The 23,775-nt window shown below is 71.7% G+C and carries 19 protein-coding genes; 12 read left to right on the top strand and 7 right to left on the bottom strand.

From position 1 onward, the window contains the following. The first annotated feature begins 5 nt into the window (after positions 1–5). On the top strand, positions 6–1,952 hold the full coding sequence (locus tag J5X86_RS12420) for an FUSC family protein (RefSeq protein WP_208516799.1): 1,947 nt from the start codon (positions 6–8) through the stop codon (positions 1,950–1,952). 139 nt (positions 1,953–2,091) lie between these two features. On the opposite strand, the gene J5X86_RS12415 is transcribed toward J5X86_RS12420, so the two are convergent. Next, positions 2,092–3,585 carry an AlkA N-terminal domain-containing protein gene (locus J5X86_RS12415; RefSeq protein WP_208516798.1) on the bottom strand — a complete coding sequence of 498 codons (1,494 nt, stop codon included), beginning with the start codon at positions 3,583–3,585 and terminating at the stop codon, positions 2,092–2,094. Between the two features lie 103 nt (positions 3,586–3,688). Beyond that, complete coding sequence (locus tag J5X86_RS12410; protein WP_208516797.1) at positions 3,689–4,669, bottom strand: ADP-ribosylation family protein; 981 nt, start codon at positions 4,667–4,669, stop codon at positions 3,689–3,691. A gap of 431 nt (positions 4,670–5,100) precedes the next feature. On the opposite strand from J5X86_RS12410, the gene J5X86_RS12405 reads away from it, so the two are divergent. Then, positions 5,101–5,529 carry a VOC family protein gene (locus J5X86_RS12405; protein WP_208516796.1) on the top strand — a complete coding sequence of 143 codons (429 nt, stop codon included), beginning with the start codon at positions 5,101–5,103 and terminating at the stop codon, positions 5,527–5,529. Positions 5,530–5,625: 96 nt separating this feature from the next. Further along, positions 5,626–8,478 (top strand): NACHT domain-containing NTPase, encoded by a 2,853-nt coding sequence (locus J5X86_RS12400; protein ID WP_208516795.1) that lies wholly within the window; start codon positions 5,626–5,628, stop codon positions 8,476–8,478. Between the two features lie 543 nt (positions 8,479–9,021). Here J5X86_RS12400 and J5X86_RS12390 read toward each other — a convergent pair. Beyond that, positions 9,022–9,762 (bottom strand): type 1 glutamine amidotransferase domain-containing protein, encoded by a 741-nt coding sequence (locus tag J5X86_RS12390; RefSeq protein ID WP_208516794.1) that lies wholly within the window; start codon positions 9,760–9,762, stop codon positions 9,022–9,024. Between the two features lie 77 nt (positions 9,763–9,839). Further along, complete coding sequence (locus tag J5X86_RS12385) at positions 9,840–10,670, bottom strand: endonuclease I family protein (protein WP_208516793.1); 831 nt, start codon at positions 10,668–10,670, stop codon at positions 9,840–9,842. Between the two features lie 315 nt (positions 10,671–10,985). On the opposite strand from J5X86_RS12385, the gene J5X86_RS12380 reads away from it, so the two are divergent. After that, the gene (locus tag J5X86_RS12380; RefSeq protein WP_208516792.1) at positions 10,986–11,678 is read left to right on the top strand and encodes a ribonuclease H; all 693 of its coding nucleotides are present in this window, start codon (positions 10,986–10,988) and stop codon (positions 11,676–11,678) included. Positions 11,679–11,756: 78 nt separating this feature from the next. Here J5X86_RS12380 and J5X86_RS12375 read toward each other — a convergent pair whose 3' ends face one another. Together J5X86_RS12375 and J5X86_RS12370 are read right to left on the bottom strand one after the other, a co-directional pair. After that, positions 11,757–12,578 carry a maleylpyruvate isomerase family mycothiol-dependent enzyme gene (locus J5X86_RS12375; protein ID WP_208516791.1) on the bottom strand — a complete coding sequence of 274 codons (822 nt, stop codon included), beginning with the start codon at positions 12,576–12,578 and terminating at the stop codon, positions 11,757–11,759. 72 nt (positions 12,579–12,650) lie between these two features. After that, entirely contained in the window at positions 12,651–13,613 is a 963-nt protein-coding gene (locus J5X86_RS12370; protein ID WP_208516790.1) for a zinc-dependent alcohol dehydrogenase family protein, read from the bottom strand. Between the two features lie 172 nt (positions 13,614–13,785). Between J5X86_RS12370 and J5X86_RS12365 the strand changes: the two genes are divergently transcribed. The 5 genes from J5X86_RS12365 to J5X86_RS12345 all read left to right on the top strand — a co-directional run bounded on the left by J5X86_RS12365 (position 13,786) and on the right by J5X86_RS12345 (position 19,591). Beyond that, complete coding sequence (locus J5X86_RS12365; RefSeq protein WP_208516789.1) at positions 13,786–14,421, top strand: TetR/AcrR family transcriptional regulator; 636 nt, start codon at positions 13,786–13,788, stop codon at positions 14,419–14,421. 113 nt (positions 14,422–14,534) lie between these two features. Next, positions 14,535–15,395, top strand: a complete 861-nt coding sequence (locus J5X86_RS12360) for an ABC transporter ATP-binding protein (protein WP_208516788.1) — start codon at positions 14,535–14,537, stop codon at positions 15,393–15,395. Beyond that, complete coding sequence (locus J5X86_RS12355; RefSeq protein WP_208516787.1) at positions 15,392–16,372, top strand: iron-siderophore ABC transporter substrate-binding protein; 981 nt, start codon at positions 15,392–15,394, stop codon at positions 16,370–16,372. Before J5X86_RS12360 ends, J5X86_RS12355 begins: the two co-directional genes overlap by 4 nt. Before the next feature lie 4 nt (positions 16,373–16,376). Next, entirely contained in the window at positions 16,377–18,443 is a 2,067-nt protein-coding gene (locus J5X86_RS12350) for an iron ABC transporter permease (protein WP_208516786.1), read from the top strand. 215 nt (positions 18,444–18,658) lie between these two features. After that, positions 18,659–19,591, top strand: a complete 933-nt coding sequence (locus J5X86_RS12345; RefSeq protein ID WP_308124522.1) for a squalene/phytoene synthase family protein — start codon at positions 18,659–18,661, stop codon at positions 19,589–19,591. 93 nt (positions 19,592–19,684) lie between these two features. On the opposite strand, the gene J5X86_RS12340 is transcribed toward J5X86_RS12345, so the two are convergent. Then, a complete protein-coding gene (locus J5X86_RS12340; RefSeq protein WP_308124521.1) occupies positions 19,685–20,323 on the bottom strand; it encodes a hypothetical protein in 639 nt (212 codons plus the stop codon). 239 nt (positions 20,324–20,562) lie between these two features. Between J5X86_RS12340 and J5X86_RS12335 the strand changes: the two genes are divergently transcribed. The 3 genes from J5X86_RS12335 to J5X86_RS12325 all read left to right on the top strand — a co-directional run bounded on the left by J5X86_RS12335 (position 20,563) and on the right by J5X86_RS12325 (position 23,747). Beyond that, positions 20,563–21,798, top strand: coding sequence for a cytochrome P450 (locus J5X86_RS12335; protein WP_208516784.1), 1,236 nt, complete (start codon positions 20,563–20,565; stop codon positions 21,796–21,798). A gap of 59 nt (positions 21,799–21,857) precedes the next feature. Further along, positions 21,858–22,505, top strand: coding sequence for a TetR/AcrR family transcriptional regulator (locus tag J5X86_RS12330; RefSeq protein WP_237298400.1), 648 nt, complete (start codon positions 21,858–21,860; stop codon positions 22,503–22,505). A gap of 132 nt (positions 22,506–22,637) precedes the next feature. Continuing rightward, positions 22,638–23,747 carry a zinc-binding dehydrogenase gene (locus J5X86_RS12325; protein ID WP_208516783.1) on the top strand — a complete coding sequence of 370 codons (1,110 nt, stop codon included), beginning with the start codon at positions 22,638–22,640 and terminating at the stop codon, positions 23,745–23,747. Positions 23,748–23,775 lie beyond the last annotated feature (28 nt).

Genomic DNA, 23,775 nt, shown 5'->3' with positions numbered 1-23,775 from the left:
GATCCTTGCGCACGCGGCCCACACCGCCCGACTGGCTGACGCACCCCCTGCGCGGGGCGCGGGCGCTGCGGGACCCTATACCGTGGGCGGCGGTGGTCCGCGGAGCCCTCGGCGTGGGACCGGTGGTGGCCGTCGGCGTGGCGTCGGGACATTTGCCCTTCGGGATGCTCGCCGGGCTGGGGGCGATGTTCGCCCATATCAACGACCGCCCCGCCACCCGCGCCACCCGGACCGTGCGCATCGGCCTGCCCGCCCTCGCCGGGGCCGTCGGCCTGCTGACCGGGGCCGGGCTGGGCACGCTGGGCCTCGGGATATGGATCGCGCTCGCACTCGCCGCGGTCGGACTGGTCTCCGGCGCGATCAGCGCCATCGGGCCGGTCAGCTCCGCCGCCGGGGTGCAGCTGATGGTGCTCGCCGTGGTCGGCGCGGGCATGCCCGTCCCGGTGCCCCCGCCGGTCAAGGCGGGTCTGCTGCTCATCGGCGCCGTATGGGTGATCGCGATGGCCGCGCTGCTGCCACGCGTCATCCCCGCACGCCAGACCGCGCCCTCCGATGAACGGGAAACGGTGGCCGCCGTATACGACGCCCTGGCCGACCTGATGACGGCGGTCGGCACCGACGGCGGCCAGGCCGCCCGGCGTCGGCTGACCGCCGCCTACGACGTCGCGTACGAAGCCCTCTACGCCCACCGGCTCCCCTTCCACCGCCTCGACGAGGAGGAGCGGCGGCTGCGCGACCGGCTGGCGGTGGCCGGAGCACTCAGCGAGGGCGTCCTGACCCTCCTGTGGGAGAGCGAACCGGTACCCGACCGCATCGCACGCACCCCCGCCCAACTGGCCCGCTCGGTGCGGACCGGACTGCCACCGGGCCGACTGCCCGCCCCCGTACCCGACACCGCGGGCAACATGGCCATGCACCGGGCCGTGCTGCTCGCCGCCCGGGTCTTCGACGGCGAACCGGCGCCCCCCGTCGGCGCGGTCGTCCCCGGCCACCGGCAGCGGCTGCGCCGCGCGCTCGGCCCGGCGGGCCGGGAGTACGCTGCCCGGGTGGCGCTGTGCGTGGGCGTCAGCACCGTGCTCGCCCAGCAACTGCCGGGCGAGCACTGGTACTGGCTCCCCGCCACCGCCGCCTTCCTGGTCAAGCCCGACATGGGCCCGCTGGTCTCCCGGGCCCTCTCCCGAGCCCTCGGCACGGCTGTGGGCGTGGCCGTCTTCGGTGGGCTCGCCACGCTGTTCAGCCCGGGTGCGGGCGTCACCTTCGATGCGGGCGCCCCCGCCATCTGGCCGGTCGTCGTCGCGGCGGTCTGCTCCGCGCTGATCCCCGTCTCCGTACGCCACTTCGCCCTGCAGACCGCCGTGCTCACACCGCTGCTGCTGTCCCTCGTCTACCTCGGCGGCGACACCGACCCCGGGTTCACCCGGCTCACCGACACGCTGCTGGCCTGCGGTGTGGTGCTGGCCGCCGGGGCGCTGCCCGGGCTCGGCGGCCCGCGCGCCCAGGTGTCGGTGCGGCTGTCGCTCGCCGTCCGCGCCACCCGCGACCACCTGGACCGGGTGCTCACCGCCGAAGCGCCGTATGCCACCCGGCTGCGGCTGCGCCGCGAGGCATACCGCGCCCTCGCCGACGCCCGCCGCGCGGTGGAGGTGGCAAGCGCCGAACACCCGCCGTTCGGCCGGGACCTGGCGGCATGGGCTCCGGTGGTCTTCGCACTGGAGGAGATCGTGGACGCGGCCACGGCCTGCGGCGTACGGCTCGATCAGGGCGCCCCGCAGCCCGAGCCCGCCCTCGCGGCCCGGCTGCGGGCCGCGCTGTCCGACCTGGCCGACGCCGTCGCCGCCCGCCGCCCGCCGACGGACCTCGTCCTGCCCGCGGGGGCGGCGGTGGGAGACTGCGCGACCCTCGCCGATGTCACCGCCGGGCTGCGCAGGGTCCGCGACCTGGCGGTCCGCTGAGCCCGCTCACCGGCCCGGTGGCGGGATGGCCCGGCGCGCATGCGGTACGCCGTCCTGCCCCGCACGTACGTCACCACCGCCACCGCCACCCACACCGACGCACCGACGACTTGGTGGGCGCGGTTCCGTTCGGGGGCGCTCACTGGGGCCGGGCTCGCGGGGCGTTCCATAGGTGGTGCATGGCGTACGAGCGCCAGGGGCGCCAGCCCTCGGAGTCCTCCAGATGCGCCCCGGCGCCGCGAGCCCCGGCCAGTACGGCGACATCCGACTCCAACAGCACATCGGGGTCGCTCAGCGCCCGCATCCGGACGTAGCCGGCCGTCCAGGGACCGATGCCGCGCAGCCCCAGGAGTTCCTTCTCGGCCCGGTCGCGGTCGGCGCCGGCGTCCAGCCGCACCGTGCCGTCCGCGAGCGCGGTGGCGAGCGTGCGCAGCGTGGCGCGTCGGCTCTCCGGCATGCCGAGCTCCGCGAGCGGCGCCTCGGCCAGGTCCTCCGCGCGCGGGAAGAGATGCGTGAGCCCGCCGTCGGGCCGCGCCAGGGGCTTCCCGTACGCGGCGACCAGCGCATCGCCCAGCACGCGCCCGGCGGCCACCGAGACCTGCTGGCCGAGCACGGCGCGCACGGCGAGTTCATGGGGGTCGGCGGTGCCCGGGGAACGCAGTCCCGGCCGTGCGCCCACCAGGGGCGCGAGCGCGGCGTTGGCGCCGAGGCGCTCGGCGACCGCGTACGGATCGGCGTCCAGGTCGAACAGGCGCCGAATCCGCTGGATGGCGGTGGTCAGATCGCGCAGCTCGGTCAGGCGCAGCCGGCACTCCAGCCAGCCGTCTCCGGGCCGTTCGTCGATCTCGACGATGGCGCAGGCGTGCGGCAGCCGCAGGGTGCGGCGGTAGGTCCGGGCGCCCGGGGCGCCCACCATCTCCTCCAGGCCGGTGAGGGCGCGCCGGGCGAGATAGTCGAAGACCTGCGTGGTGTCGTACGGACCACGGTAGGCGAGCCGCAGCGGCACCCCGGCCGTCCCGCCATTTGTCCCCAGCACCCCGCCGGTGGCCACCGCGGGCCCGGACAGGGAGGACTTCGCGGGCCGGGCGGCACGCAGCTCGGTGGGGGTGGCGGCGTATATCTCGCGGAGCGTGTCATTGAACTGCCGGACGCTGGAGAACCCGGCCGCGAACGCGATCTCCGAGGCCCGCAGGGCAGTGGTCTGCAGCAGGATCCGCGCGGTGTGGGCGCGCTGCGCGCGGGCGAGCGCGACCGGCCCGGCGCCGAGCTCGGCGGTCAGTTGCCGCTGCACCTGCCGGGCGCTGTAGCCGAGCCGCGCCGCGAGCCCGGCCACTCCCTCCCGGTCCACCACTCCATCCCCGATCATCCGCATGGCGCGGCCGACGGCGTCCGCCCGCGCGTTCCAGTCGGCGGAGCCGGGCACGGCGTCCGGCCGACAGCGGCGGCAGGCCCGGAACCCCGCGCCCTGCGCGGCGGCCGAGGTCGGGAAGAACCGGACGTTCTTGCGCCGGGGCGTGGTCGCGGGGCAGCTCGGCCGGCAGTAGATCCCCGTCGTGGCGACACCGAAGAAGAACTCGCCGTCGAACCGTGCGTCGCGGCTGCACACCGCCTCGTACCTGCTGTCGTCGCTCATCACACCTCCACTGTGCGCCCTGGGAGGGGAAGCGCGCTGGCGGAAATCGGACATGGCGCTCCCGGTCCCGTGGACGCGGGGGAGAAGCCTGCGTGGGCCGGTGCTAGCGAGGGCCGAGGACGATGACGTTGGCCAGGTCGCGGTGGTCGTGATGGGCTTGGGCGATCCCCGCGAGGGAAGACCGGCCCAGCGCCTGGTAGGCGCCGACGAGCAGCTCATTCGCCAGCGCCTCCCTGGCGGGGTCACCGGCCGACGCCCAGTGCAGATCACGGCCCAGCGCCAGCGCTTCTGCCGGATCCCCGTGCGCGAGGCGCCGCCGGGCGTCCTCCGCGAGCCTGGCTGCGCCCGCGGGGTCGTCGAGCAGGGGATACAGGGTATGGGCGAACCGGTGGGCACCGGGCCCGCGGTGCACCGGCCGCTCCGGTGAGGTCTCGCCGGTCACGAGCGCACCGGCACCATCCACGGTGGCGACCCGCGCGGGGGCGGCGGGCGCGGCCACGACGTCGTAGGCGCGCACATACAAGGCGCCGGTCTCATCGCGGTCGCCGGTCTCCAGCCTGGTGAGCGCCTCGCGCAACAGCTCCAGCCCGTGACGCCGAGCGGCCATCTGGTCCGCGTCCCCGTCGTCGTCGGCGAGGTCGCGCCAGTGGCGTTCGATCAGCACACGTATCGCCTCCAGCGGCGTCTGCGCGTTGGTGTCGATGTCGCCGCCGTCATGGGTGTAGTAGGAGGCGACGGTGTCGCAGGTCGATCCGTCGTCGGACCACAGTCCGTAGTGCAGCCCGTCCGACCCGCCGTGCAGAAAGGTCAGGAACTCCGGCGGATCGCGGTAGTAGCGTCCGTGCGCCCGCGCGTCGATCCCCGGCCGGGCGGACAGCCCGGGGTCGTCGAACAGATCGGAGATACCGACCGGCGCCACGTCCATGTCCGCGAGCACCCGCCGCTCGGCCACGCCAAGCCCCTGGAGGAAGACAAAGAACCGCAGGAAGGACTCCGGCAGTTGGAGCCCCCAGCCGCGCCGGACGCGCTCCTCCACCGCCGCCCACCGCTCCCCGTCCTGCCGTATCCGCTGCTCATCACCCATGGGCCATTCCTCGCTCATCCCCCGAGTCCCCGAGTCCCCGAGTCCCGTGTGGTCCACGGAATCGAAATCGGAGGCTAGCGGACCGTCGACACGAGGGGCGACGCGGCCGGGGTCGAGCGATGCGGGCGGGGTGGCATGCGGGGGCGGACAGCGTGGTGTTCGGACATACGCTCGGATCAACGAGTGCCCGCGCACCGTGTCACGGCCCTGCGCCACCGCCAACTGCCCTGGAGCCGGACGGGCGGGCGGGCGCTGCTAGAGTCGGCAAGGTGACTGCCGGGTCGGCCATGGGCCACGCACGAGTGAGGCGCCCGGCCTCGGCGTGAGCCCGAGGCGGGCCAGAGGCCCGCCCTTTCCTCCGTGTCATTCCTTCTGGCGCCCGTACGTGGCGCCTGTTCCAGCGGATTCCACGATACGGAGACACACCACAGATGCCCCACCAAGCGCAGTACCAGCACGACTCCGAGCCCCTGGCCACCGTCGTCCAGCTGAATCACACCGCCGTCTACGCCTACGACCGGCAGTTGTCCGCCGAGTTCATCGCCGCGATTCTGGGGGTGGAGGTCGGCGCCCCGTTCGGCCCGTTTCTGCCCGTCGATCTCGGCAACGGCGTCACGCTCGACTACTACGAGAAGCGCGACGAGCCCATACAGCCGCAGCACTACGCGTTCCTCGTGCCCGACGAGCAGTTCGACGCCATGATCGCCCGCCTGGAAGCGGTCGGCGTCACCTACTACGCCGACCCCGGCCACACCGACCCCGGACGGATCAACCGTCTCTTCGGCGGCCGTGGCGCGTACTTCGACGATCCCGGTGGCCACAACATGGAGATCATCACCCGGCCCTATATCCGCCCCTAGCCACGGGGGAGTCGGCCACGGAGGGCGCCCCGCCGGGCTGTACACCCGTGCGGCGCCTGCGTCACCATGTGCGGGGGGATGCGTAAGGGGGAGCGCATGCAGGGCGAGCCGGTGGCGCGCAACGAGTTCTCTGGTACCGCGCACACGGTGATCCAGGCGCACACCATCTACGGCGGTATCCACTTCAACGACGGCCGCCGCCCGGTCACCGGCCTTCGGCTCGCAGGTCAACTGCTGCTCGCGGGCTGCTCGGTGGCGGTGGGCGCGAGTCTGTTCGTGCTCAGGGCACGGGACGACGGGGACGCTTCCGCGCTGCCCGGTTCGATGCTCGGGCCGGCGGCAATGGCGCTGTGCACGTTCGGCGTCTGGCTGGCAGTCCGCGCCATCCTGCGCCACCGCCGCTCCAGGGTCCTGTGGGGCGACCTCTCCGGCCCGGAGCTGAACGCGGCTGCTGACCAGCTCGCGAGCGCCGTACGGGAGCAGTTGGGCCGGGAGGAGCGGCTGCGCCGCCTCCAGGACCCGGCGCCGATCCCGGTCCGTTGGGACACCGCCCGCCAGGACCTGATCGACCACTGGGCGAACGTCACCGGCGGCGGCCCGGTCGATCTCGGCGGGCGGTTCGAGGAGATCGCCGATGTTCTCGACCGGGTGCCGTCGGGCCGGCTCGTCGTACTCGGCCCGGCCGGTACCGGGAAGTCCGTGCTCATGGTCCGTCTCGCACTCGACCGCCTCGAACGCCGCGCCCCCGGCGAGAGGATCCCGGTGATCCTGCCCCTCGCCTCCTGGCGGCCCCAGGCCCAGCCCGACTTATGGGAGTGGGCTGCCGAGTTGCTCGGCACCCGCTACGCCTCACTGGCCACCGGCACCGCCTCCGCCCGCGACATCGCACGCGAACTGCTGCGCACCGGTCGCCTGCTGCCCATCCTCGACGGATTCGACGAACTGCCCGCGGCGGTGCGGCCGCAGGCCCTGCGCACCCTGAACGGAACTCTCGACCGCGCCGCACAGATCGTCCTCACCAGCCGCGAGGGCGAGTACCGCGAAGCGGCGGGGGAGGCGCGTGTGCTCACCGGCGCCGCCGCAGTCAGCGTGCGCCCGCTCACCCTCGCCGACCTCACGGCCTACCTCTCCCGCACCGCCGCCCCGTCCCCCAGCGTCGGCGGACGGCCCCACCACAGCTCCTGGCGGCAGGTTCTCGATCCCCGCACGACCGACCCGGCGCGCGCGGCGCGGGCCCGGGCCCTGGGCGAGGCGCTGGCCACCCCGCTGATGGTGTCGCTGGCCCGCAAGGCGTACAGCGACACCGGCCGGAACCCGGCCGAACTGCTGGACCCCAGCCGCTTCCCCGACAGCGCGGCCATCGAGGCACACCTCCTCGACCAGTTCGTGCCCGCCACCTACGACGCCTCCCTCGCCGCCGCGAGCCCGGGGCGCCGCTGGGACGCCGAGGACGCACACCGCTGGCTCACCTTCCTCGCCCGCCACGCCCGGACCCTGGGCACCCCGGAGGTGACCTGGTGGAGCCTGCCACGCGCGCTGCCGTGGCCGGTACGCCACGCGGCGGTGATCGCCGCCATGGCGATGGGCCTGGTGGCGCTGACCCCCACCGGCTACAGCCGGCCCGTGGAGGGGCCGCTCGGCATGGGTTCGCCGCCCCTGTTCGCCGTAGCGGCCCTCTTCGGTGTCATCGCCGTCATCGACGACGCGGTGGACACCCCGCAGCCCCGCACACTCACGGCCCGCGGCCGGATCCCCCTCCTCCTGCGGAGGACGACAGCCGTCGTCCCGTTCGCGGTCTTCGTGGTCATGGCCGCCACGGCGGCGGACCTGCGATCGTCGCTGTACGCGGTGGTCCCGCTGGTACTGCTCGTGGGCGGCGCGGTCTGGCAGGACACCGCCGACCACGCCCTGGCCCGCAGTCCGCGAGCGCTGCTGCGCTCGGACCGCCGGACCGTACTGGCGCTGCCCGGCACGCGCGCCTTCGCGGACTCCCGCCATGCTTGCGCCGCGGCGCTGTGCCTCCTGTCGCCGCTGGCGCTGTTCCTGAGCCAACAGCTCACGACGTACTACCCTCCGGGCGTGACGCCCCCCGCCCACAGCGAGAAACTGGTCACCGGCGGGGACTGGTTGCTGGTGTGCCTGGCCAGCGCGGTGGCACTGCTCCTCTACGGATTCGCCTTCTCGGCGTGGGGGAAGTTCGGCGTCGCCAGACTCTGGCTGGCCGCGACCGGCCGTCTCCCCTGGCACCTGATGGAATTCCTGGAGGACGCCTGCCAACGTGGCGCTCTCCGCCAGTCCGGCGGTGTTCTGTCCTTCCGGCACCGCACTCTCCAGGACCGGCTGGCACCACCCCGGTCGAGCCCGCCGGCCCCCGTCCCGACACCCGATGCGCCCTCGCCATGGCAGGTGCTCGTCCCGGCACTCCCCCCGCTCGTGCTCTGCCTGATGCTGCCGGGGCTGGTCATCAGCCTCAGCACCCCCGACGACGAACGCTACCGATCCGTACCCGAAGCCTGTGAGCTGGTGGATGAGCGCCTGGCCGCCCGGGTCATACCCCGACCGGAATCGACGACCCGAGAACCCTTCCGCAATGGGCAGTCCCGTTGCGACTGGGCGACCGACGGCGAGATGGTACCCAGCATCTACTTGGTGGTCACCATCGGGCAGGCGGAAGCGGGTCAGAGCGCTGTCCAGGAAGCCGTGATGGTGTTCCGCAGCGCGGACACCATCAGCGGAGAGCACGGCAGCGGCCGCAGGTCGCCCCTCGAGCTCGGGCAGGAAGCGGTCTGGCGGCGATTCGACAGCGGCGGCCAGGTGCTGGTGCGCCAGGACAACATCGTCCTCAACCTGGGCATGTACGGAGTCGGCCCCGCCACCGAAGCACGGCTGCCCGCATACGCCGAGGAGGTGCTGCACCGGGCACTGACAAGAGCCCGGCGCGGCGGCTGACCGCTCAGGAGCGTGCGTCGGCCGGGCTCGCATCCCGGACGACCTTTGTTGCGTGTTTTTCTGCCGTTTCCCTCGCCGCCGCACATCGAGCGTTTCCATGAGTGCGAGTGAATGACACCCCTGGCCTGCGCATGATCCGGAGGCCCCTAGACTATCTCGCAATCCTCACGTTGATCGGAGCACGACATGCGTCGCCTTGCCCTTGCCCTCCTGGCATGTTCAGCCCTCACACTCGCCGGGTGCGCGCAGGACTTTGACCGGGGTCCTGATGGGACAGTCTCCGACAAGGTCAAGGACGGGAAGAAGTTCTACTTGGTCGTCGATCCGGCCAAGGGTGGCGACGAGAAGAAGTTCCGGGTCAGCAAGTACGACTACCACGACTGCAACCGGGGCTCGAAGTACCCCAAGTGCGTTGATGACTAAGGGCTCTTGAGTCTGAGCGTATTCACCGTCGGCCCTGACACTCCGCCTATGTGTCGGGGCCGACTGACATTGTCGGTGCTGCCCTGCCCTGCCCTACCCGGAAGGGCAGGGCAGGGTCGTTCAGGTGAGCATCTCGGCGAAGCGCCGCGCGAAGAGGTAGGCGTCGCCGGGCCAGCGGGCGGAAAGGTATCGGCCGTCCTGGACGACGAAGGCGGGGGTGTCGTCGGTGGCCGTGCCGCGGCGCCGTAGCTCGACGGGTCCGCGTTCGAACTGGGCGGGGTCGTTCAGGGCGGCGACGACCTCGTCCTGGACGTAGGCCGGATAGGTGCGGTAGTAGCGGCCGCGGCGCCAGGCCGTGAGGTAGTAGGCGGTCCGCTCCATGTACGCGGGCAGGCAGGTGGTGCGCCGGTCGGCGAGGAGGCTGCGGCCGGTGGCCGGGTCGCTGGTGCGGGCCAGGGTGAGGACGCCGTGGCATATCGCGCCGACCGGGCGGTCCAGCCGCCAGAATTCCGCGATCTTCTCGCGCAGGACATCGGAGCCTAGGTACTGGCGCATCCCCGGGGCGTGGCCGCCGGGCAGGATCAGCCCGCCGTACGCCTCGGGCTTGAGGTCCGCCCATGCGAGGGGGTGGCGGAAGGCGGTCGCGTCGGTGAGCTGCTGGTAGAACTCCTTGGGCTCGGGCTCCGCGCCGAGTTGCCCGAAGAGCACTCCGGTGATCAGCAGCGGATCGGCGGCCGGCGGGCCGTCGCCATGTTCGGTGGCGATCACCACTTCATGGCCGAGGTCGGTCAGGAGCTTCCAGGGCACGGCCACCTCGGTGACGTCGAAGTCCCGGTCGGGCAGCGGCAAGAGAATACGCACGAGGACTGCCTACCACGGGAGCCACGGCCGACGCCCCTGCCCCGGCGCATGTGCCGGGGCAGCGGCGGGGGCGCGGGTTACTTCCAGATGGAGTCGACCCATTCGGGGTGGTCGATGAACGGGTTCCGGTTGTGCTGGAAGCTGTCGTAGATGACCTGGTTGCGGTTCTTCTCGAAGGCGTCGGGCGGGTCCTCGGCGCTCCACTCCTTCAGTACGGACAGGCGGCCGATATGGGGCGCGGAGCCGTTGTCGACGTTGTCGTTGGGCTCGAGGTCGGCGAAGCCGTCGTCTCCGTCGTAGCGGACGGCCATGTAGAGGATCATCCGGGCGACATCGCCCTTGACCTGGTCACGGGGTTCGAAGGAGTCGTCGTCGGTTCGGTTGCCGGGAGCGTCGGGCACGTCCTGGCCGCCGTTGTCGAAGTCCTTGTTGCCGCGGATGCTGTTCACCGTGACGTTTTCGGGGCGCAGGTGGTGCAGGTCGGTGCCGGGTCCGGTGGCCGTGCCGAAGTCGCCGTGCGACTTCGCCCAGACGTGCTCGCGGTTCCAGTCGTCGGGGTTGCCGCCGTTCGCGTCCTTGGCCTGGGAGCGGCCGCTGTAGAGGAGTATGACGTTTGACGCGTTGTCCGGGTCCTCGTCCGTGGACTGCAGCGCGTCCCAGACCTCGTCGTAGGACACTTTGGTCTGGTCGCTGATGATCGTGTGCAGCGCGGCCTTCAGCTCCGGGCCGTTCTTGCCCATCGCGTCCTGGTAGTAGTCGTCCAGCGACGCCTGCACGGCCGTGGGCCGGTTGGTGTCTGTCGTGGCCGGTGTGTCGGCGGCGGCGACCGAAGGGGCGGCGATACCGGCCACGGCCACTACGGCCAGCAGGGGGAGGCGCCGTGATCGGCGCGGGCGATGAGTGGACATGATGTGGGGGGTGTCCTCTCCTAGATGAGTACCCGGACCGCCAACCGGCGCCGCGAGTACGGACGTTCAAGGCACGAGCTCTGGGAGATTCCCATGCGCGAAGCCCGAACGCGTGTACATAGTGTGCCCGTTCGGCGTGGATCCGATGAACGCCCCGTGGTCAAGGGAAGGACCGGCCGACGTCGACCGCGGCTCGCGTGAGGACTCGCGTGTGGAGCGGGCGTGGGCGGCTTGGCCCGCCATCGGCACGGCCGGCAGACCGCCGATGACCAGGTCTCCGCCGTGCCGGATGCGGAGTGCTGGCAGTATCGACGTATGGCTGAACAGATCATCGCCGCGTGTGACGGGGCATCGAAGGGAAACCCCGGGCCCGCGGCCTGGGCATGGGTTATCGCGGGCACCGACGGTGCGCTGGAGCGCTGGGAGGCCGGGCCGCTTGGCACCGCGACCAACAACGTGGCCGAACTCACCGCACTGCAGAGGCTGTTGGAGTCCACCGACGCGGCCGTGCCGCTGGAGGTGCGCATGGACTCGCAGTACGCGATGAAGGCGGTCACCACATGGCTGCCCGGGTGGCGGAAGAAGGGGTGGAAGACCGCCTCGGGATCGCCGGTGGCCAACCGCGAGCTCGTGATGCGTATCGACGAGCTTCTGGGTGGCCGCAAGGTGGAATTCGTCTATGTTCCGGCGCACCAGGTCGATGGGGACCCGTTCAACGCGGCCGCCGACCAGGCGGCCAGCCACACCGCCCGCACCCAGGAGCCCGCGGGCACCTCGCTCGGGTCCGCCCTGCCACCGCCCGAGGCCCAGACGGCGACACGCTCAGCGGGCCGCGGTGGTACGGCGCGCCCGCGCACGACGGCGGCACAGCGGGGGACAGGCACCCGCTCCAAGGCGTCCATCAAGGCGAAGTTCCCCGGCCGGTGCCGCTGCGGTACGCCCTACGCCAAGGGTGAGACGATCATGAAGAACGCCGACGGCTGGGGCCATCCGGCCTGCGCCACCTGAGCCGCGGGGCATCCGCGGCAGGCCACCCGAACCGCTCCGATCCCAGTCCGCTCTGATCCGGTCCGCTCCCCGGCCGGATCAGGGTGCGGTGAAGAGTGTGGGGAACCGTGGGGCGAGCCAGGGCTTACGGCCCCAGGCGAGGACGTGGCCCCTGGCGGCGGCGCCCCACGGGCCGAGGCGGCCCAGCGCCATCAGAAGGAAGGCGACGGGCTCGGTGAGGATGGTGCAGTCCGGGCGGCTCGGCGGGTGCGGGGTCACGGTGACAGCCCCGTCGGTGAAGGTGGCGCCGAAGCGGGCGCCACCCCTGAGGCGGATGGTGAAGCGGGCGGTGAGCCCGGCGGTGGCCGTGGTGTCGACCACCCGTGGCATGGCCGTGATCAGGAACGGCAGGGTCAGCTCGACCCGGGCCCGGTTGAGCATATGCGGGCGGCCCAGCGCACGGGCGAGGTCATAGCCGTGGCCGAGCATATGGGTCAGCAGATACGACCCCAGTACGTCCAGGCTCATCGGGCCCATCGGGGTGACCAGTTCGCCGTGTGACGCGGGCCGGGCCGCCGACCGGAGGAAGGCGTCGGCCTGCTCCACGATCATGGCGGCCAGCGGCCCGGCCCGGCGCTCGGCGAACGCGGCGAGCGCGAGCTGGTTGGCCTCGGCCAGCCCGTGCGGCGTGCCGTCCCCGTAGCTGCGTGTCTTCCCGTCCGCGAGGTGCGCCATCAGCTCGTTGGCCTGCGCCAGATGCGCCGCCGCCTCCCCGACCGTCCACCGTGACCCGGGTACCGGAGCCCCGGTGTCGGGGGCGTCGCGCAGCGTTGTGGCGATCTCGGCCGCGGTGGCGCGTATCGCCTCATCAAGCCCCGTGGGCCACGTGCCGCCGTCGCCCTGCCCGCTCACGGATTCCACGCGCCCTCCCTGCACCGAGCCGGGGAACTTCCCCGGGGTACGTACCCTGTCACGGCCCCACGGCCGCCACGATCACGGTGTCAGCACGATCCTGCCGAACACCTCGCCGGCGTCCATTTTCTGGTGTGCCAGAACGGCTTCCTCGAGCGGCAGCACCTCGTGCACCACCATGGGCAGCTCGCCGCGGCTTGCGGCGGCGAACTGCTCGGTCCGCACCGCACGTCGATCGGCTTCGGCCACGGTGTCGGCGCTGAAGGTGGCGAAGGACATCGACTTCTGGAACGCCGCCATCATCGTCATGCCGAAGTCCGCCGGCGGCTGGCCCCCGACCATGCCAACGGCCACCATGCGACCGTTCGGGTTGAGCTTGGCGAAGAAGGACGGCATGTCCGCGCCGGCGACGATGTCGATGATGACGTCGTAGCCCTCGGGAGCGTCCTCGGCTCTCTCGCCGGAGCGGTCCAGCACATGGGTCGCGCCCAGCTTACGCAGGCGGTCACCACGCTCGGCCGACGATGTCGTGACCGCCACCGCGCCGGCGCCGGCACGAGCCGCGAGCTGGACCGTCATGATCCCGATGCTGCCGGCCGCGCCGCGCACCAGCAGGGACTCGCCAGGCGCGAAGTGGGCATGAGCAAGGGCGAAGTGGGCCACCATTCCGGAGCTCCCGAGCGTCACCGCGTCGACGGGCGACAGGTTCGCGGGGAGGGGCAGGATCTCCTCGACCGAGGCAATCGCCTGTTCGACGTAGCCGCCACTCACGCCGGTGAACGCCCATACGCGCTGACCGACCCATGACGTGTCGACGCCGTCGCCGACCGCGGTCACGATGCCCGCTACCTCACTGCCGGGGATATGGCCTTCCTTGAAGCCGTAGGTGGCGAGAACACCGCGTCGGATCACGACGTCGACGCCGCCGACGCCGATCGCCTCATTGGCGATGAGCACCTGCCCCTCGGCGGGAGTGGGGGCAGGGAGGTCGATGAGTGCCAGACCTTCGGGGCGTCCGAACGCCTGGATCGCGACTGCCTTCAATGTCGTCTCCTTTGTCCTGGGGGGCGGCCGGGATCGATGGGGACCGGCTGGGACCGGTCGGGACCGGCCGACCCCGGTCCCGGCGCCGAGGGGCCGCACCCGGAGAAGCGCCCTGCTTCCATGCCTTCGGACGCTAACGGACGCCCCCGTCCGTTTGGCTAAAGTGAGAGCGGTGACCGACCGTTTGCCTCATACCCTGCGCTCCGACGCCCTGGACAACCGCGAACGCATCCTCGACGCGGCCCGCGCGCTGTTCGCCACCGAAGGTCTGAACGTGCCGATGCGCGAGATCGCCCGGCACGCCGGGGTCGGCCCCGCCACCCTGTACCGCCGTTTCCCGACCAAGCAGATGCTGGCCACCGAAGCCTTCGCGGACGAGATGCGCGCGTGCCACGTCTTCATCGACGAGGGGCTCGCCGAGCCGGATCCATGGCGTGGCTTCTGTCTCGTGATCGAGAAGACCTGTGAGCTGCACGCCCGCAGCCGAGGCTTCACCGAAGCCTTCATGTCGACCTTCCCCGACGCGATGGACATCGCCGCGGAGCGTGCGTACGCGCTGAGGTCGATCGCCGAACTGGCCCACCGCGCCAAGGACGCCGGCCATCTGCGCCCCGACTTCGTCCTGGACGACCTGATTCTCATGCTCATGGCCAACAGGGGCATCCACACCACATCGAAGGCCACCCGGGTCGCGGCCTCCCGGCGCTTCGCCGCGCTCGTCATCCAGGCATTCCGCGCCTCCCCGCAGCACTCACCGCTGCCGCCGGTGGCACGGTTGGCGCCCGCGGCACCAGGCAAGATCATGTGAAGGCGCCACCGAAGGCGTGTCCCTTGTCCGCGTGGTCATGTAACCGTCGCGTCGACCGGCCGGGCGACCCCTCCCCAGCGCGGGCGAAATAAGGTTAGGCTAACCTTCGTTTCGTGAGAGCTGCTGAAGAGATCTCCGAGGCCAAGAGCCCACGGGGTCATGAACTGTCGGCCACCGGTGTCACCGTGGCCTACGAAGGCGTCGACGTCCTGCACGACGCATCGGTGACCCTGCGGCCCGGAGAAGTGACCGTCCTGGTGGGTCCGAACGGCAGCGGGAAGTCGACGCTCCTGCGGACGATCGCGCGGTTGCAGCGGCCCAGGGCCGCCACGCTCGTCCTCGACGCCGACACCGACGGCCTGGCCCTCACCCCTCGTGAGTTCTCGCGCCGCGTCGCCCTGCTGACCCAGGGGCGCCCCACGCCCAGCGGGCTGACCGTACGCGACGTCGTGGAGTTCGGCCGCTATCCGTACCGGAGCCGCTGGAGCAAGGCGGACCCGGACGGCAGGGCCGCGGTGGAGCGTGCCCTCGCCATGACGGGGGTCACGGAACTCGCCGATCGCGGGGCCGAGCACCTCTCCGGAGGACAGCTCCAGCGGGTCTGGCTCGCCAGTTGCCTCGCCCAGGAGACCGGTGTGCTGCTCCTCGACGAGCCCACGACCTACCTCGATCTGCGCTACCAGGTCGAACTCCTCGACCTCGTCCGCGACTTGGCGGACGACCACGGGATCGCCGTCGGCGCCGTGCTGCACGACCTCGACCAGGCCGCGGCGGTCGCCGACCGGATCGTGCTGCTCCATGAGGGACGGATCACCGCCGACGGCCGCCCCGAGGACGTCCTGACGGCCGAGCGTCTGACCGACACCTACGGCATCCGTATCGACGTCGACACCGACCCCCTCACGGGCCGGTTGCGCACCCGCGCGATCGGCCGACACCACGCGCGAAGCGAAAGGCTCAGCACCACCTCATGAGACGCCTCCTGATGGCCGCTGCGGTCGCCACCGCCGCGGTCCTCACCCTGACCGCGTGCGGGACCACCGAGCCCGCCGCCGACGACAAGGGCAAGAAATCCGCCGAGCGCATCACCCTCACCGACGCGTCCGGTGCGAAGGTGACGCTCGACGGGCCCGCCAAGAAGGTCGTCGGCACCGAGTGGAACGCCGTCGAGAGCCTGATCTCACTGGGCGTCGACCCCATCGGCGTCGCCGACGTCAAGGGCTACACGATGTGGGACACCGCGGTCCCGCTGAGGAACGACCCCAAGGACATCGGGACGCGCGGTGAGCCGAGCATGGACACCATCGCCTCCCTGTCGCCGGACCTCGTCGTCGCCACCACCGACCTGCCCCCGGCCGCGGTGAAGCAATTGCGCAGGGTCGCCCCGGTCCTGGAGGTACGCGCCGCCGACGCCTCCGACCCCATCGGGCAGATGACCGACAACCTCGACCTCATCGCGCGGGCCACCGGCACCACACAGCGGGCCGGGACGCTCAAGAAGCAGTTCGAGACGAAGGCCGCCCAGGGGAAGAAGGCCCTGGCCGCCGCCGGACTCGACGGGGAGAAGCTCGCCTTCGCCGATGGATACATCACCTCCAACCAGGTCTCGATCCGGCCGTACACCAAGGGCTCGCTCATCGGTGCGGTCAACGAGAAGCTCGGCCTGAAGGACGCCTGGACGGTCAAGGGCGACAAGGACTACGGCCTCGCCACCACCGACGTCGAAGGGCTCACCAGGCTCGGCGATGTGCGGTTCGCCTACATCGGCAGCGACGGGGACGCGAACAGCACCCCGTTCAACGGCGCCCTGGCCAAGGACTCCGTGTGGAAGTCGCTGCCGTTCGTCAAGAAGGGCGAGGTCCACCGGCTGCCCGACGGCATCTGGATGTTCGGCGGTCCCCAGTCGATGGGGGCGTACATCGACGCGATCGTGAAGGCGCTGACGAAGTAACACCATGGCCGTCACCGCAACAACTCCCGCCACCCGTCCGTCGGCGGCCACGTCCCGGACGGGCGCGGCCGCGGTGACGGTCGCCCTGCTCCTGCTCGCCGCATGCCTCGCGATCATCGACATCACCCAGGGCACGGCCGAAGTCGGCGCGTCCCAGGTCTGGAAGGCGCTCACCGGCCGGGCCGACCCGGCGGACGCGTCCGTCGTCATCGCCTCCCGGCTCCCGAGAATGGCCGCGGGGCTGCTCGTCGGGGCCGTGCTCGGGATGGCGGGCGCCGCACTCCAGGCGGTCAGCCGCAACGTCCTCGCATCGCCCGACACCCTCGCGGTGAACGCGGGCTCCTACCTGGCCCTCGGCCTGGCCGCCGTCACCGGCACCTCACTCCCGCTGCTCGCCTCCTCCGGTGTCGCGTTCATCGGCGGGCTTGTGGCGGCGGCCGTCGTGCTCGGACTGTCGGGCCTGGGCACGGGCAGCGTCCGGCTCGTGCTCGCCGGCAGCGCCCTCGCCCTCGGCCTCTCCGCCGTCACCGAAGGGCTGCTCCTGCTCTTCCCCGAGCGGACGAAGGGCCTCTTCCAGTGGAACCAGGGCAGCATCTCCCAGAACGGGTTCGACGGCGTCGTGCAGATGGCGCCCATCGGCCTCATCGGGCTCGCCGGACTGCTGCTCCTCGCCCGCCGCATGGATGCCCTGGCGCTCGGCGACGACGCCGCCCGCGGCCTCGGCGTCCCGGTCCGCGCCACCCGGGTCACGGTGGTCGTGCTCGCGACGCTGCTCTCCGCGGCGGCCGTCACCCTCGCCGGACCGATCGGCTTCATCGGCCTGTGCGCGCCCGCCCTCGTCCGCCCCCTCGCCCGCAGGTTCCGCGCGTACTCGCGGACCCGGGCCGGCGTTCCCGTCGCGGGCCTGGCCGGTGCGGTGCTGTTGCTCGGCTCGGACGTACTGCTGCGCGCGGCCGTACCGGCGGACGTGGCGGTCGCCGTACCGACGGGTGTTGCCACCAGCCTGGTCGGCGCCGTCTTCCTGGTCGTGATGGCCACCCGGGTCCGGGACGGCGCCGGGGCGCCCCCTGCCGACCGGTTGCGCATCCGGAGCCGGGCCGTCTTCCTGGCCACCACGGCCGTGCTCGCGGCGGTGCTCGTCGGCGTGACGATCGCCGCCGTGCTGCTGGGGGACAGCAAGCTGTTGCTGGGCGACGTGGTGAACTGGGCACAGGGCAGGGCGGGCCGGACCGTCTCCTTCGTCCTCGACACCCGGATCCCCAGGGTGCTCGCGGCGCTTCTCGCGGGCGCGGCACTCGCCCTGGCCGGAACACTCGTCCAGGCCGTGACCCGCAACCCGCTCGCCGAGCCCGCCGTCCTGGGCGTCTCCGGCGGGGCCGCGCTCGGCGCCGTGCTCCTCGTGACAACGGCCCCCGTGGCCGGGTCGTGGGGGATGGCCGGGGCGGCGTTCGCGGGTGCCGCGGTCAGTTCCGTCCTCGTCTTCGGGCTCGCCGCCAGAGGCGGGTTCCAGCAGAACCGGCTCGTCCTCGTCGGATTCGGCGTCGCCACCGGAACCGCCGCGCTGATCAACCTGCTCATCGTCCTCACCGATCCGTTCAACGCGACGAAGGCGCTCACCTGGCTGTCGGGCTCCACCTACGGGCGCTCCCTGTCCGATGTGTCGCCTCTCGCGGCCGTGCTCGCCGTGGGTGTGCTCGTCGCGATGGTGGGGCGCACGGAGCTCGACCTGGTGTCGTTGGACGAGGACACCCCACGGCTCCTGGGACTCCGTCTGGCACGGGGACGCCTGGGATTCCTCACCCTGAGCGTCCTGCTCAGCGCCACCGCCGTGGCAGCCGCGGGCACGATCGGCTTCGTGGGCCTCGTGGCACCGCACGCGGCCCGGGCCCTGGTGGGCCGTCAGCACGCCCGGGTGGTTCCGGTCGCGGTCCTCCTCGGCGCCACGCTCGTGTGCACCGCGGACCTGCTGGGCCGCACGGTGATCGCCCCGGCCCAGCTCGGTGCCGGCCTGATGACCGCGGTGATCGGCACGCCGTACTTCCTCCAACTGCTCGTGCGCAGCCGCCGCTAGGGCGTGCGTCGAAGTGCGTGGCACGGGAGGCCGGGGCGTGCCCCGTGTCTGCCTGGTGGTGCGGGATGCCGGCGGTAGCCTCTACCGCGGACGGCGGCACGCGGGTACGGCGCATTCACACGCCGGTGCGGAGTGCCACCGGGTGGCCGTACGGGGGAGCGTTCTGGTGGCCGGGGTCGGGGCCTGCCGGAGTCCGCGGACGGCCGCCAGGAGACTTGAGCACATCGGGAGGGTCGGGCATGAGCCTGTGGGGCAAGGCGCTGGATGCCGCGGGGATCAGTGACCCCCGGCTACGGGAGGACTATACGCACCAGCGGAAACTGGTGGCGGGCTACCGGCGCAGCTCCTACCTCGCCGCGCGCCTGCTGCTGCCCCCGCCGTTGCTCCCGCATCTGATCGCCGCGACCGCCTTCATGCATCGCACCGACACACTCCTGGACAGCGGCCCCGCCGAGGAGCGTGCCGGGGCCTTCGCGGAATGGGCGAAACAGGTGCGTGACGGCCTGGCCGGTGGCGAAAGCGAGCATGCCGCCGTACGGCCGCTGCTGCACACCGTCTCCGCGCACCCCGGGCTGCGCGACCGGGTCGAGGACTTCCTCGACGCGGCCCCACTGGAGCTGGAGTTCACCGGATTCGCCACCGAAGCGGACTACCAGCGTTATGTCGACACGTATGCGCTACCGGCGTTCATGCTGATCGCGGGCCTGATCGCAGGGGAGGACACCGCGGTGGGCTACCGCGAGGCATGCCGCGTGTACATCGACGGCAGTCAGCGCCTGGACTTCGTCAACGACCTGTCCGAAGACCTCGCCGACGGGCGCCTGAATCTGGTGCGGGAGACCCTCGACGCACACGGTGTCACCCGCGTCGACCTGGAGAACGCCCGGGACACCGCCGGAACCCGGAGCCTGCTGGCGCACCTGCTCGGCCAGGCTCGCCAGTCCCTGTCCACCAGCCGGAGCCTGGTCGGCCTCGCGCCGCCCGAGGGCCGCCCGCTGTTCCGCGCCATGATCGAGATCGAGCAGCTCACGGCCACGGCAGCCGCCGCCAAGGGTCCCGGCGTGCTCCGCGCCCCCGCCCGTCCTCCGCTGTCGACCACCGCTCGGGTGCTGCTCCGGGAGCGCCGCCGCGCCCGTCAACCGCGCTGAACGTGACACACGCGCTCGTGAGTGCGGAACGTGGCACGCGTGCGTGAGTGCCGAGCGGGCAGCGGCACAGCTTGCCTCGTCGCCCGTGGTCTCTCAGGAAGCGCGTGCCTCGCTGGGCTCGGCCGCACCGGTGTCCGCGTCCGGGGTGGCAGGCGAGTAGAAGACGGACTTCTGCTGCTTGGTGCGGTGTGCTTGGCCCTTGGCGACGAGTGATTCGAGGGTGCTGCGGACGACCGTGGGCTTGATGTCGCGTTCCGGAAGAGCCTGGGTGAGAGTGGCGGTGATCTCGGCTGCGGAGCGGGGCTCGCCGTGCTGGGTGAGGTCATCGCGCACGAGCTCCCGGAGCGTGGGCGCGCCCGCTTCGCGCACCGGCTTGCGGCTCGGGCGGCTGTCGGCTGACTCCGCGCCCTTCCGCTTTCCGCTGGTCGCGTCGGCCTTCTTCCGGGGCTTGCGCGTGGCAGGCAGCGCCGCGGATTCCCGTGTCGCGGACGAATCATCCTCAGGGCCGCTGACGCCACCGTTCTCCGGTGCGCCACAGGCGGCGTCGTCACCAAGAGTCTCGCGCATGCTGAGCAGAAGCGTCCGGTTGCCTTCCAGCACCGCCAACTGCTGTTGCAGTGAGGCGATTTCGGAGCTGAGACGCTCGTGTTCGGCGGAGTTGCGTTCCAGATCGGCGGCAACCTGAGCCGCGTACTGGGATTTCAGGCTGGTGTTATCGGCAGGAGTATCCACTACAAGCTCCCTCATCTGGGCGCACACCACGTTGGTGCTGGATGGTACATCCGTGTGATTGCCACGTGGAGGCCGCCGTTGAGCTGGCGCGGTGGCCGCGGTCACCGCAGGAGGTGCACACGCGGTCGGCCTCTCGGTGGCCATGTCCTGACGGTCGGACAGTCCTTGCCTCGCTCAGCCTGACACTCGTAAGGTGAAGCGTGTCAGGCTGTCATCAACTCCTCAGCAAGGAAGGCGAGATGACGACCACCGCATCCGAGACCGCTTCCACCGAGGAAGCACCGTTCTTCCCCGCCCCGCGCGCCTGCCCGTTCAGCGCACCTCCGCGGCACACCGCGTTCCGGGAAGCCGGCGGTCTCCACAAGGTCACCATCTGGGACGGCTCCACACATTGGCTGGCCACCCGGCACGCGGACATCCGTGCCGTCCTCTCCAGCCCGTCCTTCAGCGCCGATGTGCGCAACCCCGACTTCCCGCTGGTCCACTCCAACCAGCCCGAACACGAGGGCGGTCTGTTCCTGCGGCTGGACGACCCTGAGCACGCCCGGCTGCGGCAGATGCTCACCAAGGAGTTCAGCGTCAAGCGCACACAGGCGATGCGCGAGAATCTGCTGCGGATCACGGACGAGTTGATCGACGCCATGCTCGCCAAGGGTGGCCCGGCCGACTTCATCCGGGACTTCGCGCTGCCCCTGCCCTCCCGGGCCATCTGCCTCATCCTCGGCGTCCCTTACGAGGACCACCACCTCTTCGAGCGGCACGCCAACGCCGGGACGGACCTGGACGTCAGCCACGAGGAGCGCGCCCGTACACAGCGGGAGGCGTTCGCGTACTACGAGGACCTCGTCGAGCGCAAACGCCGTGAGCCCTCGGACGACATGATCAGCCGGCTGCTGGCCCACCACACCGGCCCGGACGGGTTCGCGCCCGAGATGATGCCCGTCCTGGTCGGGATCCTGGTCGGCGCCGGGCACGAGACCACCGCCAACATGCTGAGCCTGGGCACGGTGGCGCTCCTGGTCAACCCTGACCAGCGCGACCGGCTGCGGGCCCACCCCGAGTTGGCCCCGAGCGCCGCGGAGGAGATGCTGCGCTACTGGAGCATCGTCTCCACCGATCCGCGGCGTGTGGCCCTTGAAGACGTCGAGGTGGGCGGGCAGCTTGTCCGCAAGGGCGAGGGGATCATCGTCTCGCTGATCGCGGGAAACCGGGACCCCCGCGCCTTCGGCGCCAACGAGGGCGAGTGTCCCGCGGACACGCTCGACATCGCGCGCAACGCCCGTCGCCACGTGGCGTTCGGATTCGGCTCCCACCAGTGCCTGGGCCAGAACCTGGCGCGGGTGGAGATGCAGGTCGCCTGGCCGCGGCTCTTCGAACGCATCCCCGGGCTGCGGCTCGCCATCGCCCAGGATGAGCTGCCGTTCAAGAAGAACTCCATCGTCTATGGCCTCAACTCCCTTCCGGTCACCTGGTGAGCCGGGCGGGCCCCTGACGACGGAAGGACTGGCCGTCGAGGTATCGCAGAATGAGGTGCATGAACGAGGACACCGCCACCGACACCACCCGCAGGCGCAATCCCCGCGGCCAGGGGGACCGGCTCCGCGCGGAGATTCTGGCCGCCGTGGCACGGCTCCTCGACCAGAAGCTCACCGGAAACCCGCTGCCGGTGTCCCTCCGGGAGGTCGCACGCGAAGTCGGCATCGCCGCTCAGAGCATGTATCTGCACTTCGCCGACAAGGACCAGCTCGCCCGCGCCGTGGCCGAGGACGGCTACCAACGTGTCGTCGCGGCCATGCGCGACGCCGACGCCCAGGCGGCCGACCATGGAGCCGATGCGGGCGAACGCCTCCGCGCCCAGGCGAACGCCTTCTGCACCTTCGCCCGCACCGAGCGCGGTGTCATCCGCCTGATGTTCGGTCATAACTCGTCCAGCTTCGGCGAGCCCGGCCAGACCCACCCGGCCCGCCTGCTGTGGCGGCAGTGGCTGGACGCCATCCACGCATGTGAAGAGGAAGGACTGAGCTGGCCGGATGGTGCCGAGCAGACCGCGATCCTCCTGTGGTCCGCCCTCTTCGGCCGCTTCGCCCTGTGGACCTCCACTTTCGGGCGCCAGGACGCGCAGGAACTCACCACGTTCGTCGACCGCACCGTTGACACTCTGCTGCGCGACGCGCATCGGTGACGGGGTCTCAGGGGCTGGCCGGCGGATGCGCCGCATACGGCAGACTGCGTGCGGCATCATGATCACTCGCCGTCCCGTACCGGCGCGGTGACCGGCCGCTCCACCCGGCGAAGCACCTGAAAGGAAGCACGGATGACCTTGAACGCAGGACCGATACGCTCCGGCGCGCACTCAACGGCAGACGCCGTGGCGGACGCACTCCCGGCCACGATGCGCGCGGCGCGGTTCGACACGGCAGCGGGCACGCTCACGGTTGAGGATGTGCCCGTGCCCCGGCCGGGAGCGGGCGAGGTCGTGGTCAAGGTGGCCGCGTGCGGCATCTGCCAGTCGGACCTGAGCCAGCTCGACGGCCATATCGCGCCCCGGCTGCCGGTGGTCACCCCGGGGCACGAGGCGTCGGGCGTGGTGGCGGCGGTCGGCGACGGCGCCGCGCACTGGAAGGCGGGCGACCGGGTGGTCCTGGGCGCGGGCAAGGCGTGCGGCACGTGTCCCGCCTGCCGGTTCGGCGGTGGCACGAACACCTGTGAGGACCTCCAGGTCATGGCCTTCCACTACGACGGGGCCTGGGCCGAGTACGTACTGACCGACGCCACCACGCTCATCGCCGTGCCCGACTCCGTACCCCTGGAACACGCCGCCGTGCTCGCCGACGCCGTGTCCACCCCGTACGGCGCCATCGACACCGCCCAGCTGCGGTCCGCCGAATCCGTGGGCATCTGGGGGCTGGGGGGCCTGGGCACCCACCTCGTGCAGCTGACCCGCATCTGCGGCGCCTCCCCGATCGTCGCCCTCGACCCCCTGCCCGCCGCGCGCGAGCGCGCCCTCGCCCTGGGCGCCGACTTCGCGCTCGACCCGACGGACGAGGACACCCGGGCCAGGCTGAAGGAGATCACGGCGGGCAAGGGCCTGGACGTCGCCTTCGACTGCGTCGGCCGTGCGCCCTCCTTCACCCAGGCAGAGCGTGCCCTCGGCCATCGGGGTCGCCTGGTGCTCGTCGGCATCTCTCCCGACCCTCTGTCCGTGGGCCCCGAACTCCACTTCGTGCGCAACCGCCACACCGTGATCGGGCACACCGGGTATCGCATGGAGCACCTGGAGGACCTGGTCGAGCTGACCGCCCGGGGCCGTCTGGACATCTCCGGGTCGGTCAGCGCGGTTCTGCCACTGGAGGAAGTGAACGAGGCCATCCGCCGACTGCGTGACCGGGAGGGCAACCCGATCCGCATCCTGTTGCGCCCCTGAGCCGACTCTGCTGTTGGCGAGGGCCGTT

This window comes from Streptomyces sp. NEAU-YJ-81 (assembly GCF_017592595.1).
GTDB classification, from domain to species: Bacteria; Actinomycetota; Actinomycetes; order Streptomycetales; family Streptomycetaceae; genus Streptomyces; species Streptomyces hygroscopicus_B.
The sequence above is the reverse complement of the archived record's forward strand: the minus strand, read 5'-3'. Positions and strand labels throughout refer to the sequence as shown.